Source organism: Streptomyces viridiviolaceus (assembly GCF_014650995.1).
Classification (GTDB): Bacteria; Actinomycetota; Actinomycetes; order Streptomycetales; family Streptomycetaceae; genus Streptomyces; species Streptomyces viridiviolaceus.
Map to the genome: position 1 here is coordinate 149,495 of NZ_BMWA01000003.1, position 18,197 is coordinate 167,691.

Consider the following 18,197-nt stretch of genomic DNA (forward strand, 5'->3'; position numbering starts at 1 on the left):
ACAATGTGTGAGGGATCGTCGAACGGGTGGAGCGGATGGAACGGACGAAAGCGGAGATTCAGGACATCCCTGAAGGGGGTGTCGCAGGTACCGGTGACGCGGTCGGGCGGGCCGCCCGCCCCGGCACCGTGACGAACCGCGCGATGACGGCCTTCAGCCCGGCCGACGAGGAGAAGCGGCGCGGGGTGCGCCGCATGAAGCTCACCGCGACCGGGCTGCTGCTCTTCGTGGCCCTGGTGTACGTCCTCGCCAAGTGGGCCTCCCACCAGGGCGCCGGCCCCTGGGCGGGCTATGTCGCCGCGGCGGCCGAGGCCGGCATGGTCGGCGCGCTCGCCGACTGGTTCGCGGTCACCGCCCTCTTCCGCCATCCGCTCGGCCTGCCCATCCCGCACACCGCGATCATCCCGACCAAGAAGGACCAGCTCGGCGTGTCGCTCGGCGAGTTCGTCGGCGAGAACTTCCTCTCCGAGGACGTCGTACGGCAGCGGCTGCGCGCCGTCGGCATAGGCAGCCGGCTCGGTGCCTGGCTCGCCGTGCCGGAACACGCCGACCGGGTGACGGCGGAGCTGTCCGCCGCCCTGCGGGGCGCCCTCACCGTGCTGCGCGACTCCGACGTGCAGGCGGTGGTTGGCGAGGCGATCACGCGCCGGGCCGACGCGGCGGAGATCGCCCCGGGCATCGGCAAGATGCTGGACAAGGTGGTCGCCGACGGGGGCCACAGACGGGTCGTCGACCTGGTCGTCTCCCGTGCCCACGACTGGCTGGTGCTGCACGGCGACTCCGTGATGGACGCCGTGCAGGGCGGGGCGCCCGGCTGGACGCCCCGGTTCGTTGACCGCAAGGTCGGCGAGCGGGTCTACAAGGAGCTGCTGCGCTTCGTCACCGAGATGCGCGACATGCCCGCGCACCCGGCGCGCGGCGCCCTGGACCGTTTCCTCGCCGACTTCGCCTCCGACCTGCAGTCCGACACCGACACCCGGGCGCGGGTGGAGCGGCTGAAGACCGAGGTGCTGGGCCGCGGCGAGGTCCAGGACCTGATCGCCTCCGCCTGGACGGCCGTACGGTCCATGATCGTCGCGGCGGCCGAGGACGAGCGCAGCGAGCTGCGGCTGCGGGTACGTGCCTCGCTGCTGTCGCTGGGCGCCCGCATGGCCTCCGACGCCAAGGTGCAGGGCAAGGTCGACAGCTGGGTCGAGGGCGCCGCGGTGTACGTCGTCACCACCTACCGGCGGGAGATCACCTCGCTGATCACCGACACCGTGGCGGGCTGGGACGCCGAGCACACCACGAAGAAGATCGAGGCGCACATCGGCCGGGACCTGCAGTTCATCCGTATCAACGGCACGGTGGTCGGCTCCCTGGCCGGGCTGCTGATCTACACCGTCTCCCGCATTCTGGGAGCGTGACGGGGGATCCGGCAGGGCTTGCTCCCGCGGGTTCCGGGCACATGGGTGGGGGTCGCCAACGGAGAGGGAGCCCATGGCAGCGGAATCGTCGTCGCCGGCCTCTGTGCCGGCCTCCACAGGAACCGTCACCACCGCCGTTCCGGCCCGCCTGGACCGCCTGCCGTGGTCGCGGTGGCACTGGATGATCGTGATCGGCCTCGGCACCGTCTGGATCCTGGACGGTCTGGAAGTCACGATCGTCGGCAACGTCGCCGGTCGCATCGCCGAGGACGGCAGCGGCCTGGACATCAGCTCCGCGCAGATCACCGGTACGGCGGCGGCCCTGTATGTGGCGGGCGCCTGCTCGGGGGCCCTGTTCTTCGGCCGGCTGACCGACCGCTACGGCCGCAAGAAGCTGTTCATGGTGACGCTGGCGGTCTATCTCGCGGCGACCGCGCTGACCGCCGTGTCCTTCGAGTCCTGGTGGTTCTTCCTCTTCCGGTTCCTCACGGGCTTCGGCATCGGCGGTGAGTACGCCGCCATCAACTCGGCGATCGACGAGCTGATCCCCTCGCAGTACCGGGGCCGGGTCGACCTCATCATCAACGGCAGCTACTGGCTGGGCGCCATCGGCGGTTCCCTGCTGTCGATCCTGATGCTGGACACGGCGATCTTCCCCAAGGACCTCGGCTGGCGGCTCAGCTTCGCCATGGGCGTGGTCCTCGGCCTGGTCATCCTGCTGGTCCGCCGGCACGTCCCGGAGAGCCCGCGCTGGCAGTTCATCCACGGCTACGGCGACGAGGCCGATCGGCTCGTGACCTCCGTCGAACGGGAGATCGAGCAGGAGAAGGGCGAGAAGCTGCCGCCGCCGGCCGGCGAGATCACCATCCACCAGCGCAAAAGCATCGGTTTCGGCCTGATCGCCAGGACGGTCTTCGCCCGCTACCCGCGCCGCGCGTTCCTCGGCCTGTCGCTCTTCATCGGCCAGGCGTTCCTCTACAACGCCATCACCTTCGGCTTCGGCGCGATCCTCATCACGTTCTTCGACGTGCCGACCGGCCACACCGGCTACTACTTCGCCGTCATCGCCGCGGGCAACTTCCTGGGCCCGCTGCTGCTCGGCAAGCTGTTCGACACGGTCGGCCGCCGGATCATGATCTCGTCCACGTACCTGCTCTCGGGCCTCCTGCTCTTCGGCACGGCCTGGCTGTTCGGCCGCGGCTCCCTGACGGCCACGACCATGACGGCGTGCTGGTGCGTGGTGCTGTTCTTCGCGTCGGCAGGGGCGTCCAGCGCGTACCTCACGGTCTCCGAGGTCTTCCCGATGGAGACCCGCGCGATGGCCATCGCCTTCTTCTACGCCCTCGGCACCGCCGCCGGCGGCATCAGCGGTCCGTTGCTGTTCGCCGACCTCACCGAGTCCGGCGTGGTCGGCGACACGGTCCTCGCCTTCCAGATCGGGGCCGCCCTGATGTGCGCGGCCGGCCTGGTGGCGGCGTTCCTGGCGGTGAAGGCGGAGCGGCGTTCGCTGGAGGACATCGCCCGGCCGCTGTCGGCGGCGGAGGCGCAGACGGGGGGCAAGGTGTCGCCGCGATCCCCGGGGTCGCCCGGAGCGCCGGGGTCGGGTGCGGCGACGGCGTAGGGTCGGGACGTACCGCCCGACCGGCCCACCGTGAGGAGCGCACCCGATGACCGTCCGCAGGATCGTGCCCAACATCCAGGTCGAGTCCGAGGAGCAGCTGGGCGCCGGCCACGACTTCTACGGCCTGCTCGGTTTCGAGGAGGTCATGAACCTGGGCTGGGTGACGACCCTGGCCTCCCCGGCGAACCCCACCGCCCAGGTCAGCTTCCTCACCGAGGAACGCACCGCGCCCGTCGTCCCCGACCTGAGCGTGGAGGTCGAGGACGTCGACGCCGTGTACGCGCGGGTGGTGGCCTCGGGCGCCGAGGTCGTACGGGAGCTGCGGGACGAGGAGTGGGGCGTTCGGCGGTTCTTCGTACGGGATCCGGGCGGCAGGGTGGTCAACGTCCTGAGCCACCGCCCGGCCTGAGTCCGTCCGGCGGACGGCTGGTCGCACCGGCCGTGCCGAATCGCCGCCGTCCTGCTCGCCGGTCTGCCCGGCGGCGCCCCGGTGCCGACCGCTCGCAGGCGGCCGGGGACGTCCGGCTGCCCGGCCGGGGTCGGCCGCCGGGCCGGATCCGGCCGGGATCAGCCGCGCCGGTCGGCGACGGCCCAGGAGGCGAGGGCCACGGCCCCCGCGACGCCGAACACCGCCGGCCAGGCGCCCACCTTCTTCGCGAGCGGGTGCGACCCGGCGAAGGCGGCGACGTACGCGGCGGTCAGCGCCCCCGCGGTCCTCCCGCCGGCCCGCTCCCGCCACTGCTGCGCGGCAGCGGCCCCGGCGACGGCGAGGACGGCCCCGCCGAGCTGCCGCTTCTTCGTCCAGCGGGCCACGCCGTACCCGCCGACGAGACCGGTCGCGGCCACCACCGAGCTGGGAACCTTCGCCATGCCTGCCTCCTGCTGCCTGCTGTCGGGCGACTTCTCCGCCCGAGGCTAATCCTCCCCCGGCACGCCGCACGCGCCGGGGTGAGCGGCCGGACTACCCCGCCGCGTCGGTGTCGACCCGGCCGGCCAGTCGCTCGTAGCGCTGGCGAGCGGCCTGGGGCGTGCCGAGGCCCAGCCCGAACGCGACCTCGTGCCAGGTCATGCCGCGCCCCCGCGCCATCTGCAGGAGTCCGGCCTCCAGCTCGTCCATCTCCCCGCGGACCAGCGGGACGAGGCTCAGCGCGGCCGTGATGTCGGCGCGGTCCACCTCGGGCTCGCCGTCCGCCAACTGCGCGGCACCGCTGAGCAGGAACGACACCAGCCTGACGGCCTCGTGCGGCGCGAGCATCGACGGATGGACCTGGCGGCGGCGCTGCTCGTCGGTGGCCGCGTGGCGTTCGGCGATGCGGAAGAGGGAGGCGTACACGCGCTGGGCGCGGGCCTCGTCGGGGGAGGGGGGCGTGAAGGGGTCGGCGGGGTGCTCGGATCCGGATGCTGACGACATGGACCCAGAGTCCGGCTTCCACACTTCGTTGTCAACGCTTTATTTTGAACGGGATGTTCACTGCCCCGTTCGGCCGAACCTCGCACCCCGGACCCGCGTTGGCCGGGTACCAGCTGAGTAGGACGACGTCGAAGGGAAGGCGAAGGCGATGAGCATCGAGGTCCCCGGCGCGGCGCGGGAGGGCCGCACCGCGTCGGTCGTGGTGGACGGCGCCCGCGTGGCCTGCTGGGAATGGGGGCCGTCCGACGCGGAGCCGGTCCTGCTCCTGCACGGCTACCCGGCCAACCACCACTGCTGGCGCCACCAGATCCCGCCCCTGGCACGCCGGTACCGGGTCATCGCCCCCGACCTCCTCGGCTGGGGCGAGTCCGACCGTCCCCTGCACCTGTCCTTCGACTACGACACGGAGGTCGCCCGCGTCGGCCGGCTGCTCGACGCGCTGGACATCGAAGACGCCGTGAACCTGGTCGGCCACGACTACGGAGGCTTCCTCTCCCTGGGCTTCACGCAGACCCACCCCGACCGCGTACGCCGCCTGGCCGTCCTCAACAGCCGCGCGCAGTCGACGTTCGCCCGCCCCTGGTACACCGTCTTCAGCCTGATCAGCCTGGCCGGACGCACCCCCGTCCTCAGCGCGCCGGCGACTCGCCTCCCCTTGGCCGCCATCCACCGCCGTGCCCTGATGCCGCTCGTCCGCGACGGCCACCTCGACGCCGCGCTCCTGGCCGACTACGTCGACTGGATGGACACGGCGCGGGGCCGCCGCTGGCTGGTCCACTACTTCGGCGACTACCGCACCGCGCCCCGTCCCGAACTGCGCCGGCGCCTCGGCGAGATCACCTGCCCCACCGCGATCATCTGGGGCCGCGCGGACACGTACCTGCGCCCGGCCGTCGCGACCGAGCTGGCCGAGACCGTCCCGGACGCCGAACTGACGATGCTGGACGACGCCGGGCACTGGGTGATGGACGAACGCCCGGACGACGTGACGGCCGCGCTGGAACGGCTCCTCGCCCGCCCCGCCGTCGGGTGACGCAGGTCACACTCCGGGGCTCCGTCGGGGTGTCACATTCCCCACCGCCCGGTCCGTCGTAGCTGTGTAACGACGAACCGGAACCACCGACGCACCTCACGGAGCGCGAGGAGATCACGATGGAAGCTCGTCTCAACGTCTTCGGCAACCCGCTCGCCATGAAGGTCCTGCGGCACGTCAACTCGGCGGGCAAGGTCCTGTCGGACTCGACGCTGCCGGCCGCGACCCAGGAGCTGGTGAAGATCCGCGCCAGCCAGATCAACGGCTGCGGCTTCTGCACCGACATGCACACCAAGGACGCCGCCAAGGCAGGCGAGACCTCCGTGCGCCTGAACCTGATCGCGGCATGGCGGGAGGCCACGGTCTTCACCGACGCCGAGCGCGCCGCCCTGGAACTGACCGAGCAGGGCACCCGCATCGCCGACGCCGCCGGCGGCGTGACCGACGCGGCATGGGCCGACGCGGCCAAGTACTACGACGAGGACCAGCTCGTCGCCCTGGTCTCGCTGATCGCCCTGATCAACGTCTACAACCGGGTCAACGTCATGGTCCAGCAGCCGGCGGGCGGCTACGAGCCGGGCATGTTCGACTGACCGGCTGTCCCGGCCACGCGCCGTACAGGGCGCCGTGAGGGCACACCGCCGCGGGGCGGTCGGGCCGTCACGGCGCCCGGCCTGGCAGGATCTTGCGCACACCTGCCCCGACCGGCACTGCCGGGCCCGGAGCTCCGGGCCGAGAATGGGCTCCCGACCACCTGAACCCGCCGGGGGAACCATGGCCTTGGAGATGCGTGACCGCTGCGAACGGTGCGAAACCGCGCGACTGCCGCTGGACGCACCCGCCCGCATCTGCTCGTACGAGTGCACGTTCTGCGTGCCGTGCGGTGACGCCCTGCGGAACACGTGCCCCAACTGCGGCGGCGAACTCGTGACCCGCCCCCGCCGCGCGCCGAGCCGCTGACGGCGCCCGTCCGTCCGGACAGACGGGTCGGTTCCTACTCATGCGGCGCGGACAACCGCGGCACTAGGTTGGTGCACTGATCGCCCTCACCAACTCGCAGGAGGCCCTGCCGTGTCGGACTTCAGCCCCCAGCTTGCCGCGAGCGAGGAGATACGGGCCCGGATCGACACCTCCACGCCCCACTCGGCCCGCTTCTGGAACTACTTCGTCGGCGGCAAGGACCACTACGAGGTCGACCGGCAGATCGGGGACCAGATCAAGGAGATCTTCCCCGGCCTCGTCGACGTGGCGCTCACCAGCCGCCACTTCCTGGGACGCGCCGTCCGTCACCTGGCCGGGGAGCCGGGCCTCCGGCAGTTCCTCGACATCGGCACCGGACTGCCCACCGCCGACAACACCCACCAGGTGGCGCAGCGCGTCGCTCCCGACGCCCGGATCGTGTACGTCGACAACGACCCGATCGTGCTGGCCCACGCGGGAGCCCTGCTCACCAGCACCCCCGAGGGCCGCACCGCCTACCTGGACGCCGATCTCTACGATCCCGACGCCGTCCTGGAAGCCGCCGCCGCAACCCTCGACTTCTCCCAGCCGATCGCCCTGATCATCCTCAACACCCTCGGCCACGTAGCCGACCACGACCAGGCCCGCGACCTGGTACGCCGCCTCATGGCGGGCCTCCCGTCGGGCAGCCACCTGGTGATCAGCGACAGCACCGCCACCAGCGAGGGCATGATCGCCGCGTCGGCGGCCTACAACGCCAGCGGCGCGACGCCGTACTACGTACGCGGCGTCGAGGAGATCGCCGGGTTCTTCGACGGGCTGGAGCTGCTCGATCCGGGGGTGGTCCGGGTGCCGGATTGGCGGCCGGATCCGGAGGGGCCGGGTAGCGCGGGTGCCGCGTCCGTGGACGCCTACTGCGGGGTGGGGCGCAAGCGCTGAGGCGGGGCTGGGCCGGGCAGGACGCGCTCGACTCAGGGCCGATGACCGGCAGGCGCGCGGTTACGGCTGCGATGCCGCCGCCCACTGATCCCGGGCCTCCTGCTTCAGTCGCGCCGTCAGGTCGATGCCTTCCTGGACGGCGATGTCGAAGTCGGGGTCCTGGTGCAGGCGGAGCCTGCCCCGGTAGTCCACGATCACTGTGGCTACGGCCCTGAGATCTGCGTCCGACGAGGCCTCCAGCGCGTGCTGCAGATCAGCCTCGAAGGCCTCACGGTCACCGGGGAACCCGTGCCCGCACCGGAGAGCGGCTCTGATATCGCCGATGGTCGTCAACGGCAAGGGAGCGGGAACGCCGATCGCTGGATGTTGTCCGCCCACGATCACCTGTTCCGGTGGTCCGTATGCAAGGCGTCGATGAAGCGCCGCCAAGTGTTGGTTCGCACGGCAAGGACGGGTCCGCCCACACACTTCGAGTCGCGTATCAATGCGCCTTGCGCTACGTACGCGCACTCCACGCACTCGGTTCCGCTGCCACCGCTGTACGAGGACTTGAACCAGTGGTGGTCTGACGCTGGCGTCATCACAGCTCCTTGCTGACCCTGTCAATGAGTTCGGTCGAGGACTCGAGGTCGAGCGCCTGGGCGCTGAGGTACTCGAACGCCAACCTATAGCGTTGCAGTTCCTGCGGCTTTTCCATGAACAGCCCGCCGCCGAGAAGATCCACGTACACCACGTCCAAGTCGGGAGCCTGCCCACGAAGGATGGCGAAGCTGCCGACGGCTGCCGCATGGGCGCCCCTGGCGAACGGGAGGATTTGGACGGTGACGTGTGGCCGCTGGGACATCGCGAGCAGGTGCTTGAGCTGTTCCTGCATGACCTCTTGGCCGCCGACACGCCTCCGGATCGCGGCCTCATCAATCACACACCAGATGTGTGGCGGTTCGTCGCGGTCCAGTAGCTCCTGCCGCTTCATGCGAATGTCCACCATGTGCTGTACCTCGTCCTCCCCGCACTGCACTTCCGAAGCCCGATGTACGGCCTCGGCGTATGCGCGTGTCTGGAGAAGTCCGGGAACGTACATGCAAGCGTAGTGGTCCTCGCGTACGGCCTCGTCTTCCAAGGTGAGCATGAGGTTCATGGACTCGGGGATGGGGTCGGCGAGGGATCGCCACCATCCTTGGATCTTGGCGCCCTTGGCTAGCTCAACCAATGCAAGGCGTTCCTCGTCCGTCGCTCCGTACTCACGGCACAGGGCGTCGACGGCTGGCCACTTGACGGTGCCTTCTTTCGTTTCGTAGCGGCTGAGGGTTGCCTTCGAGATGCCGACTCGGGCACCCGCCTCCTCTAGCGTCAGCCCTTTCAGTTCACGAAGTCGGCGCAGGTCAGCGCCCAACTGTCGCCTTCGTGTGGTGGGTCCAACTGCCATGACTCAAGCCCTTCTTGTCTGACGGCTGATCCTCGCCGCCCCGCGGGAAGAACGACAAGGCGGTGTGCGCTGGGGGCGCGTACGGCGGTGCTGCGCTCCAGCAGGGGGCCTATGAGAGTTCCATTTTGAGAGTTTCAGTGCAACTCTCCGTATGGGACAGCATTCAGGGTGTAACCATCGTGTCCCAGGTAGGAGTAGCAGCGTGGACGAAGCAGCCAACATCCCCCTCGCATCGTGGGGATTCCCGTTCCTTGCCGAGCCGGAAGAGGTCTCAGTGCTGCGCGGTCTTATGCGAACCCGGCTGAGTGCCTGGGGTCTGCAGGAGCTCAGCGATTCGGCTCAACTGTGCGTCAGCGAGCTCGTTTCCAATGTGATCGCGCACGTCGGTCCTGGTACCCCCGCCAACCTCATGGTCTCCCTGAGAGGCACCCGCCTCCGCATCGAGCTGCGTGACCCGGGCGCTCGAGCACTTCCCACGCTTGTGGACGCGAGTGACGACGCGGAGAGCGGACGAGGTATGGCGCTCGTTGATGCCCTGACCGAACGCTGGGGGGTTGAACTGCACGGAGATAGCAAGGTGACGTGGTGCGAGCTCGTCACCGCACCGGTCACTTCGGAGGGGCATGCGGGCGGTGCGCGAGTAACGCGAGCCGCGAGGGTTCTCAGTTCGTACGGTGATGGAGAGCTCTTCGGCACGCCTCGGCGAAGTCGGTTGGGCGCGATGGCGGCAGAAGCAGCCGCCATCGACGTCATCTCCGACCTGCTGCACTGGCTGCAGGTTCACGGCCATGACACGGACGAGATTCTGGACCGCGCGCAGACGCACTTCGAAGCCGAGTTGGACGCGACCCGCGTCTCCGGCTAAAGGTCAGCCCGCCGCTACCGCCTTGGCGTAGGACAGCACATCCGCCGGGAGCTCGTGCTTCAACTTCCAGGTGATAGCCATTGGCCTGCTGCCCTCGTGGCTCTGGTACTCAGCAGGGCCCAGAAGCATCCACGGCTGAGCACCGCCTATGTCGGTGGTCTTGTAGCGGCGGACAAACAGCAGTACCTGGCTGCCCCGAGCGGCGTGTTGCTGATACCTCAGCCCCGTCGGGGAGGTCTCGGAGGTCTGGTTCTGGGACTCCCAGTGGAACTGGGTCTCGCTCAGTGCGAAGTCGTGGTAGCGGGTCTGAGGGGAGAAGTCCTTCTCATCCTTCTCCAGGGTGATGAGGAGCGCGTCCGTCGCGATCGACTCGCACCACTTCACGCCCTCACGGAAGTCACCGGGCATGAAGCCTCCGATGTCCGCCTGACCGAGTGCAGGGAGGATCTCTTCGCGACTGTAGGAGGCATGCACGGTCAGGGGGATACCCCGGTCGCCGGCCGCATCGAGGAGTGGAATCGGTACGTGCTCGGTATGGGCGAGGTTGTAGGCCAGCACTTGACGCAGTTCGCTACGGAAGGCCGGGTGCTTCCGGAGAACGGCAAGCCCCGCGTCGTAGCTGGCAAAGCCCTTCCTCGTGAAACCGCCCAGCGGCCATAGCTGGAAGAACAGCATGCGGGCGTATGCCTTCCCCTGCTCGTCGAGGTCGCTGTACGGGGCGGCATCGTCTTCGAGTATGCGCGTGTACGCATCCACACGCAGGGGGTCGTCGACATGCAGGAACGCAGGTACTCGCTTGAGGAGGGCGGCCTCGCCTTCAGGTGCCTCGCGGTCCATCAGGCCGGAGCGGCGGAGCAACCCCGTCCAGGAGTTCCCGTTCCCCCGGTACACCTCCTTGATGTCTCGGCCGCTTTCCTCCAGGTAGCGGCTGAGGAGGGGTTCCCCATAGTCGGCCACCTCACGGGTCAGCGTGGTCACGTTGACGCTGAGCTGGTCCTTGATGTTGGCAATGATGGTGTGCTTTGCCTTCTCCTCCAGCACGATCTCGCAGCCGGAGGGGAGCTTCGGGAAGTCATGCTCGATGTGGTCCAGCAGCCGCTTACGCGTCAGGTTCGTGAGGGCGCGGAACTGGTTCTCGAAACGGAACTCCTTACGGTGCTGGCCGATGAAGTCCAGGACGGTCAACACAGCCTTATTGCCGGAGCGCCGAAGTCCACGACCGAGCTGCTGGAGGAACACAGTCGCGCTTGACGTCGGACGGAGTAGAAGCAGGGTGTCCACATCGGGGACATCGACGCCCTCGTTGAAGAGGTCGACTGAGAAGACCACCTGGAGTGCCCCAGACCTCAGGTCCGCGAGCGCCTCCCGGCGCTGATCGGCCGGCGTCTCCCCGGATACCGCGACGGCGTTGAAGCCAGCCGAGCGGAAGGACTCTGCCATGAAGTGCGCATGAGCGACGGAGACACAGAATCCCAACGCCCGCATGCGGGTCGGATCGCTCACCTTTTCTTCGACGGCCTTGACGACGAGGCCAGCGCGGACCTTGTTGCCCGTCAGGACGTTGCTGAGCGAGCTCACGTCGTACGCTCCGCGCTTCCACTCCACGGCGCTCAGGTCAGTGGTGTCACTGATGCCGAAGTAGTGGAAGGGGCACAAGAGCTTGTTGTCCAGCGCCTCCCACAGGCGCATCTCGGCGGCGATGCGGCCGTCGAAGAACTCGTCCTGAACGTTCTTTCCGTCCATGCGCTCTGGCGTGGCAGTCAGGCCGAGCAGTTCCAGCGGCTGGAAGTGATCGATGATCTTCCGGTAAGTCGGTGAGGTTCCGTGGTGGAACTCGTCGATCACGATGACGTCGAAATGGTCGGGGTCGAGACGATCAAGCGCTCGTGCGTTGAGCGACTGAACGCTCGCGAAGACATGGGTCCAGCGCTCCGGGATCTCACCGCTGTGCAGGGACTCCCCGAAGTTCGCATCGAGCAAGATGTCCTGATAGGTCCGCAAGGACTGCTGCAATATCTCCTTTCGGTGAGCCACGAACAGGAGGCGCAGATCGCGACCGTATCTCTGGCAGAGCTGCTTGTAGTCAAGTGCAGCCATGACGGTCTTGCCCGTGCCGGTTGCCGCTACCAAGAGGTTCCGGTGTCGCTCGTGGACTTTGCGCTCGACGTCGAGGCGCTCGAGCATGTCACGCTGATAGGGGTACGGCCGTACCTCGAGGCCGGACAGCGTAATGGTCCGGTCGGCTGACGGTGTTCCGCCAGCCACTGCCAGCGCGTCTTGAAGACGACCGCCATCGGCGTCGGGATCGTACGTCTCGAAGGATGGGTCATTCCAGTACGACTCGAACGTCGCTTCAAACTTCCGCATCACGTCGGGCGTGGCAACGGAGGACAAGCGCACGTTCCACTCCAGGCCATCAAGGAGAGCAGCCTTGGACAGGTTTGAGCTACCGACGTACGCGGTGTCGTAACCGCTCTCCCGCCGGAACAGCCATGCCTTGGCGTGGAGCCGCGTCGAACGCGTTTCGTAGTTCACCTTGACCTCGGCTCCGAAGTCTTCGACCAAGCGGTCCAACGCTCTCCGCTCGGTGGCGCCGATGTACGTCGTGGTCAAGACCCTTATCGGCACTCCCCGCTCGTACGCTGCCCGCAAGGACCGCTCGATGACCCGAAGCCCGTGCCACTTGACGAAGGCGCACAGAAGGTCCACGCGGTCGGCTGTAGCGAGCTCTGCGCGCAGTTCGAATCCGAGGCTTGGGTCCTCGGGAGAGTTGGTGAGGAGCGCGGTATCCGAGAGTGGGATGCCAGGGCGTACGGCGAAGACCCCGGGTGCCTCCTGCCGCGTGATGGCTAGGAGCTGCTGGGGGCCGTCTGCGATGAGGTCAACCCACTGTTGGGCGCCCTTCAGTGTGCCGATGGACTCCAAGATGTGGTTGGCCGCGTGCACGCGCTCTTCAGCGGGCAGGTTTTGCAGAACGCGGCGCACGGTGCGCGAGACGTGCCGCGCAAGCACGTGAGGGACCGACTCGGACCCCACCCTTTCGCTCATCGGATGCCAGCCAAGCTGGGAGAGCTCCTGCAGCTTCTGCTCGAAACGGAGCGTGATCAGTTGCTCGTACAGACCCGCGGCAGGTTGGGGCAGATCCTCCAGCTCAGACACACCTACTCCTTGATCACGCCGGACAACTCGGCTCATGTGTAACAGAGAGCTCTGACAATCCGGGCCGAGATCGTTCGATGTTGCTTGCCTGCCGGTCTCAACTTGGCTTCAGTGAGCAGAAGTTCAATGAGATCGATCACGTTCGTTCCAGTATGGCTAGATGGGAATCAAACGAATCATCGGGCACGTAGAAGGTGTGCCCGTAGGCATGGTCTTCCACCGGCGGTTAGACGTGCAGCGTGCCCAACTGCATCAGACGAACCAGCGTGGCATCTCCTGGCTACGGGACGAGGACGGCAGCAAGGTCGGCGATGCGATAGTCCTGCACGGCGGCTATGTGGACGACGAGGACGACTGGGAGCAGATCCGATACACGGGCGCTTCGGAGGGAAAGGACAAGGACTCCACCGGCAGGTTGCTTCGCAGCCAGTCGTGGTCCTACACGGACAATGCTGCTCTCCGGCTCAGCTATGAGCGGGGGTACCCCATCCGCGTGATCCGAGGGTACGAGGGGGATCCGCGGTACTCGCCGTCCGACTCCTACAGGTACGACGGCCTGTACGAGATCACGGATGTACGCACGACTACCTCCAAGTACCCGGCTCCTGACGGGTCACCGATTGACATCTGCCAGTTTGACCTGCGGCGCTTGCCCGACCCGGAGCAGGTGCAGACCCCGGTCGAACGTCATGTCATCGAAGTGCTGGAAGAGCTCGATGACGAGCAAGATGAGCAAGGTGATGGGCAGCATGAAAGCGAAGAGCCGCCTGTCGAGCAGTGGGACGCAGAGAAGTTCCCGCGCTCGCGCAGCATGCGGGTGCGCCGCCTGATTAGGGATACAGCTGCCGCGCAACGAATCAAGCAGCTCTATGAGGGGCAGTGCCAGCTGTGCGGCCTTCGTCTGAGGGGGCCGGACGGTAATCCGTACTGCGAGGGTGCCCACATACGACCCCTGGGGAAGCCCCACCATGGGCCCGACGTCGAGCCCAACATCCTGTGCCTTTGCCCTAACTGCCATGTGCGACTCGACATCGGTGCGATCGCAGTGAATGCAGAAGACTGGTCCGTCATCGTGCGGTCAGACCTCTCCGGCGCGAGGCTCTTGCCGAAGCTCACTGTGAGGGACGGCCACCGAGTCCATCCGGAGTACCTCCAGTACCACCGGAGGTACTGGGAGCAGAAAGCTGCGGTCAAGGTGCTTAAGGATGACATCGGGGAGTGAGTCTCCGCGCTGTCTCGTTCGGTTGCGACCTCACAAGAACGCCCACACCCCCATAGCCACCCCGAACAGCACAAAAAACACCCCCCACGTCATATTCGCCCCCGCCGAATACGACACCATCCCCGGCCGCCCGTCCTTCGTGTGGGCGACCACCACCCGGCGCGGGTCTCTCGGGTCGTACCGCAGGACGACCGGGACGCCGGCGCTCAGGGGGTGGGACTCGTGGTTGAGGGGGGTGCGGCGGTAGGTCTGGGTGGGTGGGGCGTCGGGGCGGTCGACAGGTGGGGCCTTGTAGCGGACCTGCGGGGGATGGATCGTGGGGCCCTCGCGGCGGGCGCTGCGGGCCACCTCGCCCCTGGTGCGGACGCCCCGGACGCCGAGGCGGTGCAGGGCCCGGCGCCGGCCCAGGGCGAGGCGCAGGATCGAGATGCCCAACGCCACCGCGCCCGCCGCCGTGATGAGCGTGATCGTGAGCCACGGCTGGTCCACGTGGCCTCCCCCCAGGAGCCGACGTCAGCTATCGGACTGGACGGACGCCGTCACCCTTCGGTTCCGTGGCACTCCCCGTACGCTCGTCCCGAGCCGCACCAGCATGCCGCCGAGCGGTCCGGTGGCCACGCCGCCGCCCGCCCCCGGGCCGCCAGCGTCGTCGCGTACTGCGGCAGCAGTGTCGCGTCGGCCGGGGAGGAGCCCTCCGAGGCGGCGAAGGCCTCGTACGACGGGACCGTGCCCGTGACGATGCCCAGGTTCGGGGTGCCCGAGGACGCGAGTTCGCGCAGGGCCGCCTCTATCGTCGCCAGGTGGGTCTCGTAGGACGAGTACTCCTCCGCCAGGGTCGGGTACGCCTCCGTCAGTTCCGTCAGCTCGGCGGCCGGCCAGTGGAGCATCGCCACCGGGAACGGGCGGGACAGCGCCTCCCGGTACGCGCCCAGTTCGGCGCGCAGGCGGAAGATCTCCGCCTCCAGCTCGGCCGGGTTGTCCGAGCCGAGGGACCAGACGCGTTTCGGGTCGTGGAGCTCGTCCAGGGAGACCGGCATGGAGTGGAGGCCGTCGGCCAGGGTGTCCCACTCGTCGTGGGCGAGGCCCAGCATCCTGCGGACCCGGTGGCGGCCGAAGAGGAGGGGGTGGGTGGAGTACGGGGGTTCCGTCACGCCCGTCAGGAGGAGGCGGGCGCCCTCCGTGAACGTCTCGTGCGCCTGCTCCAGCTCGTCGTGGGACTCGAGGGCCTCCGCGACGATGACCCAGGGGGCCGGGTCGCGGGGGGACGCCGTGCGGACGCCCTCGATGATGGCCCGGGCCTCCGCCTCGTGGCCGTACTCCCACAGGTTCGACGCCTTCAGGGCGCGCACCAGGGACGGGTTCTCCAGGCCCTGGGCGCCCCCGGACGAGGACAGCAGGCGGTCGTACAGCTTGGTCGCGGCGGGGCGGTCGCCGGACAGTTCCAGGTGGGCGGCGGCCTGCAGCAGCAGGGCCTCGGCGTCCTCGGGGTAGAGGCCGGCGGTCCGCTCCAGACGGGCCGCTTCGGCGGTGTGGTCGACGTTCTCGGCAGGCGTGTCGGGGCGCATGGGGGACACCGTACTGCCGCCGGGTGACGGAGGTCAGGTACCGGCAGGCCAGGGCCGGTGGGACGGGCTTCCGGGCACTGCGGCCTCCCGGAACGTCACCGTGCGGGCAGGCCGCGCTCCCGCAGCACCCCCACGAGCACCGCCGCCGCCACCGCCAGCCCCGCCGACACCGCCATCGCCAGGTCCGCGCCCCGGCCCGGCGCCCCCGCCGACGTCGCGAGGGCGATCGTCAGGGCGACCCCGGCGCACGAGCCGATGTAGCGGAAGGTCTGCTGGGCTCCCGAGCCCATCGCCGCCCGGGCCGCCGGCACCGACTCCACCGCCAGCAGCGGCAGCGCGGCGTTGAGCAGGCCGCTGCCCACTCCGGCCAGGACCAGGCCGGGCAGCAGGCGGGCCCAGGAGCCCGCGTCGACGGCGCCGAGCATCGCCAGGGCGCCGGCCGCGTGCAGGGCGAAGCCGATGGCCAGCTGGTGGCGCGGCGAGACGCGGTGGGCGAGGCGGCGGGCCTGGAGGGCCACCGCGAAGGACAGGCCGGACCAGAGCAGGAACAGCCACGCCGTGTCCATCGCGGACAGGCCCAGCGCCTGCTGGAGCAGCGTCGGCAGGAAGCTGAACAGGCCGATCACCGCCAGGCCCGTGAACAGACCGCCCGCGGAGGAGGCCAGGAACGGCGGCCGGCGCAGCAGGGAGAGCTCGATCATCGGGGCGGCCGTGCGGCGCTCCACCAGCACGAACAGAGCGGTCAGCACGGCGGCCGCCGCCAGCAGCAGGCCCACCGGAGCCCGCAGCCAGCCGTCCCGGCCCAGCGTCAGCGCCGCCACCAGCGCGACCAGCGCCAGTCCGAACGTCACCGCTCCGGTGAGGTCCGGCCGGCCTCCCCTCGGCGAGCGCGACTCCGACAGGGTGCGTGCGCCCAGTCCCGCCGCGATCAGCGCGGCGGCGCCCAGGACGCCGTAGGACACCCGCCAGCTCGGGATCGCGCCGACGAGGAGCGGGCCCGCGGCGATGCCGCCGCTGACGAAAGCGCCCCACACCCCGGTGGCGCGCAGTCGGCCGCCCGGTGTGGGGAAGGCGTGGACGAGCAGGCCGAGGCTGCTGGCCAGCAGTGCCGCGCTCGCCGCGCCCTGGGCGACGCGGAACAGGGTGAACAGCCACGTCGTGGTCGCGAACGCGCCGAGGACGGTGGTGATGCCGAGGGCCAGGGTGCCGGAGACGAAGATCCGGCGGCGCCCGTAGTCGTCGGCCAGGCTGCCGGCGACCAGAAGCAGCGCGGCGAGGCCGAGCGGGGTGCCGTTCAGCAGCCAGGCCTGGGCGGACAGCGGGGTGTGCAGGTCGGCGGCCGTGGCGGGGAGCGTGACCATCGGCGCTGTGTACGTCATCAGGGCCACGGCGGTGGCGGCGCTGGTCAGGGCGAGGGTGGCGCCGGGGCGCGGGGGCGAGTCGCGGGCGGTGTCCGTCCGCGACGAGGTGTCGGGGGTGGTTGCCGAGGTGTCGGTGGTGGTGGGGTCCGTGCCGGTGCCCGTCATGTGCTGTCAGCCCTCCCATTGCAGGTTCGTTCATTGAACTGCAGTCGTGGACAAACGTAGCACCGTCAGTTCGGTCATTGAACCTACCTGGCGTAAAACGGCTACAGTGGAGGCCATGGCACTGGGCAAGGACTACGCGACGCAGGAGTGCTCGATCGCCCGGGCGCTCGAGGTCGTCGGCGAGCGGTGGACGCTGCTGGTCGTCCGAGACGCGCTCTACGGGGTGCGGCGCTACAACGACTTCCTCGTCCACCTCGGCATCCCGCGCGCCGTCCTGGCGAGCCGCCTCCAGACGCTCACCGCCGAGGGGGTGCTGGAAAAGCGCCGGTACCAGCAGTCGCCGCCCCGGGACGAGTACGTCGTCACCGACCGCGGCATCGCGCTCTGGCCCACCCTGCGGGCACTGGGGCTGTGGGGCCGCGAGCACTACTCCGCCGCCCCGCTGCGGATCTTCCGGCACGCCGCCTGCGGCACGGAGCTCGGGGCGTACGGCGAATGCCCCGCCTGCGGGACCGTCGTGCCCGTCGCCGACGTCGAGATGCTGCCGGGACCCGGACTCGATCCCGACCCCGCGGACCCGGTCAGCCGGGCGCTGCTGCGGCCCAAGCGGCTGCTGGAGCCGATCGAGACCGAATCGGCCTGAGCCGAAGGGCGGTCCCGGCCGAGCCGGGTTCCTGTATAACGAAAGGACGAACGGCGAACAGGTGCGTGCACGAGAGGGGGAGCCGCCGATGAACCGCGGTCGGGCACACCTGCGCCTCGTCCTCGCGCTGCTGTTCCTCTTCCTCCCGGTCGCCCTCGTCGACGCCGGCAGCCTCTCCGCCACCGTCGCGCTCGCCGCGACGGCCGCGGCCGGTTCCGCGCTCGCCGTCTGCGCGCTCGTCGCCTCGCGCTGCGCGCCCGCCGTGCCGCCCACCCGGGTGCGCACCGCCATCCGCGACCGTGACCGCCGTACGGCCTTCCTGCCGCAACGCGACCCCGACGCCGCGGGCCGCCGACGGCCCCGAGCACCCGGACACGCCCTCCCGGCGACCGCCGCGTAGGGCACTGGGCACCGCAGTTCC

General features: G+C 69.3%; 20 protein-coding genes. 11 read left to right on the forward strand and 9 right to left on the reverse strand.

From position 1 onward, the window contains the following. Positions 1–35 precede the first annotated feature (35 nt). The 3 genes from IE260_RS04720 to IE260_RS04730 all read left to right on the forward strand — a co-directional run bounded on the left by IE260_RS04720 (position 36) and on the right by IE260_RS04730 (position 3,436). Complete coding sequence (locus IE260_RS04720; RefSeq protein WP_189869182.1) at positions 36–1,406, forward strand: DUF445 domain-containing protein; 1,371 nt, start codon at positions 36–38, stop codon at positions 1,404–1,406. 73 nt (positions 1,407–1,479) lie between these two features. After that, the gene (locus IE260_RS04725; RefSeq protein ID WP_189869183.1) at positions 1,480–3,027 is read left to right on the forward strand and encodes an MFS transporter; all 1,548 of its coding nucleotides are present in this window, start codon (positions 1,480–1,482) and stop codon (positions 3,025–3,027) included. A 46-nt stretch (positions 3,028–3,073) separates the two neighbouring features. Then, complete coding sequence (locus tag IE260_RS04730) at positions 3,074–3,436, forward strand: VOC family protein (RefSeq protein WP_189869184.1); 363 nt, start codon at positions 3,074–3,076, stop codon at positions 3,434–3,436. A 158-nt stretch (positions 3,437–3,594) separates the two neighbouring features. On the opposite strand, the gene IE260_RS04735 is transcribed toward IE260_RS04730, so the two are convergent. Continuing rightward, on the reverse strand, positions 3,595–3,897 hold the full coding sequence (locus IE260_RS04735; RefSeq protein WP_189869185.1) for a hypothetical protein: 303 nt from the start codon (positions 3,895–3,897) through the stop codon (positions 3,595–3,597). A 91-nt stretch (positions 3,898–3,988) separates the two neighbouring features. Continuing rightward, positions 3,989–4,438 (reverse strand): DNA-binding protein, encoded by a 450-nt coding sequence (locus IE260_RS04740; protein ID WP_189869186.1) that lies wholly within the window; start codon positions 4,436–4,438, stop codon positions 3,989–3,991. Positions 4,439–4,586: 148 nt separating this feature from the next. On the opposite strand from IE260_RS04740, the gene IE260_RS04745 reads away from it, so the two are divergent. The 4 genes from IE260_RS04745 (at position 4,587) to IE260_RS04760 (ending at position 7,370) form a co-directional block, all read left to right on the forward strand. Continuing rightward, positions 4,587–5,471: an alpha/beta fold hydrolase gene (locus IE260_RS04745; RefSeq protein ID WP_189869187.1), complete on the forward strand. Its 885-nt coding sequence runs from the start codon at positions 4,587–4,589 to the stop codon at positions 5,469–5,471. A 119-nt stretch (positions 5,472–5,590) separates the two neighbouring features. Beyond that, the gene (locus IE260_RS04750) at positions 5,591–6,064 is read left to right on the forward strand and encodes a carboxymuconolactone decarboxylase family protein (protein WP_189869188.1); all 474 of its coding nucleotides are present in this window, start codon (positions 5,591–5,593) and stop codon (positions 6,062–6,064) included. Positions 6,065–6,245: 181 nt separating this feature from the next. Continuing rightward, entirely contained in the window at positions 6,246–6,431 is a 186-nt protein-coding gene (locus IE260_RS04755) for a DUF1272 domain-containing protein (RefSeq protein ID WP_189869189.1), read from the forward strand. 111 nt (positions 6,432–6,542) lie between these two features. Continuing rightward, positions 6,543–7,370, forward strand: coding sequence for an SAM-dependent methyltransferase (locus IE260_RS04760; protein WP_189869190.1), 828 nt, complete (start codon positions 6,543–6,545; stop codon positions 7,368–7,370). Positions 7,371–7,430: 60 nt separating this feature from the next. Here the strand turns inward: IE260_RS04760 and IE260_RS42530 are convergent, their stop codons facing one another. From IE260_RS42530 to IE260_RS04775, 3 genes are all read right to left on the reverse strand, one after another. After that, complete coding sequence (locus IE260_RS42530; protein ID WP_268254915.1) at positions 7,431–7,562, reverse strand: hypothetical protein; 132 nt, start codon at positions 7,560–7,562, stop codon at positions 7,431–7,433. A gap of 188 nt (positions 7,563–7,750) precedes the next feature. Further along, the gene (locus IE260_RS04770; protein ID WP_189869191.1) at positions 7,751–7,951 is read right to left on the reverse strand and encodes a DUF397 domain-containing protein; all 201 of its coding nucleotides are present in this window, start codon (positions 7,949–7,951) and stop codon (positions 7,751–7,753) included. Then, positions 7,951–8,796 (reverse strand): helix-turn-helix domain-containing protein, encoded by an 846-nt coding sequence (locus IE260_RS04775; RefSeq protein ID WP_189869192.1) that lies wholly within the window; start codon positions 8,794–8,796, stop codon positions 7,951–7,953. Before IE260_RS04775 ends, IE260_RS04770 begins: the two co-directional genes overlap by 1 nt. A 202-nt stretch (positions 8,797–8,998) precedes the next feature. Between IE260_RS04775 and IE260_RS04780 the strand changes: the two genes are divergently transcribed. Further along, positions 8,999–9,661 carry an ATP-binding protein gene (locus IE260_RS04780; RefSeq protein WP_229880416.1) on the forward strand — a complete coding sequence of 221 codons (663 nt, stop codon included), beginning with the start codon at positions 8,999–9,001 and terminating at the stop codon, positions 9,659–9,661. A gap of 3 nt (positions 9,662–9,664) precedes the next feature. On the opposite strand, the gene IE260_RS04785 is transcribed toward IE260_RS04780, so the two are convergent. Continuing rightward, the gene (locus IE260_RS04785; protein WP_189869194.1) at positions 9,665–12,856 is read right to left on the reverse strand and encodes a DEAD/DEAH box helicase; all 3,192 of its coding nucleotides are present in this window, start codon (positions 12,854–12,856) and stop codon (positions 9,665–9,667) included. A 124-nt stretch (positions 12,857–12,980) separates the two neighbouring features. On the opposite strand from IE260_RS04785, the gene IE260_RS04790 reads away from it, so the two are divergent. Next, positions 12,981–14,042: a YDG/SRA domain-containing protein gene (locus IE260_RS04790; protein ID WP_189869195.1), complete on the forward strand. Its 1,062-nt coding sequence runs from the start codon at positions 12,981–12,983 to the stop codon at positions 14,040–14,042. Positions 14,043–14,072: 30 nt separating this feature from the next. Here the strand turns inward: IE260_RS04790 and IE260_RS04795 are convergent, their stop codons facing one another. From IE260_RS04795 to IE260_RS04805, 3 genes are all read right to left on the reverse strand, one after another. Beyond that, a complete protein-coding gene (locus tag IE260_RS04795; protein ID WP_189869196.1) occupies positions 14,073–14,531 on the reverse strand; it encodes a DUF3592 domain-containing protein in 459 nt (152 codons plus the stop codon). Between the two features lie 50 nt (positions 14,532–14,581). Further along, positions 14,582–15,607, reverse strand: a complete 1,026-nt coding sequence (locus IE260_RS04800; RefSeq protein ID WP_189869197.1) for an SEC-C domain-containing protein — start codon at positions 15,605–15,607, stop codon at positions 14,582–14,584. Between the two features lie 95 nt (positions 15,608–15,702). Continuing rightward, entirely contained in the window at positions 15,703–17,133 is a 1,431-nt protein-coding gene (locus IE260_RS04805) for an MFS transporter (protein ID WP_189869198.1), read from the reverse strand. Between the two features lie 115 nt (positions 17,134–17,248). On the opposite strand from IE260_RS04805, the gene IE260_RS04810 reads away from it, so the two are divergent. Next, positions 17,249–17,776, forward strand: a complete 528-nt coding sequence (locus IE260_RS04810; protein ID WP_189869199.1) for a winged helix-turn-helix transcriptional regulator — start codon at positions 17,249–17,251, stop codon at positions 17,774–17,776. Positions 17,777–17,864: 88 nt separating this feature from the next. Continuing rightward, complete coding sequence (locus IE260_RS04815; RefSeq protein WP_189869200.1) at positions 17,865–18,176, forward strand: DUF6412 domain-containing protein; 312 nt, start codon at positions 17,865–17,867, stop codon at positions 18,174–18,176. Positions 18,177–18,197 lie beyond the last annotated feature (21 nt).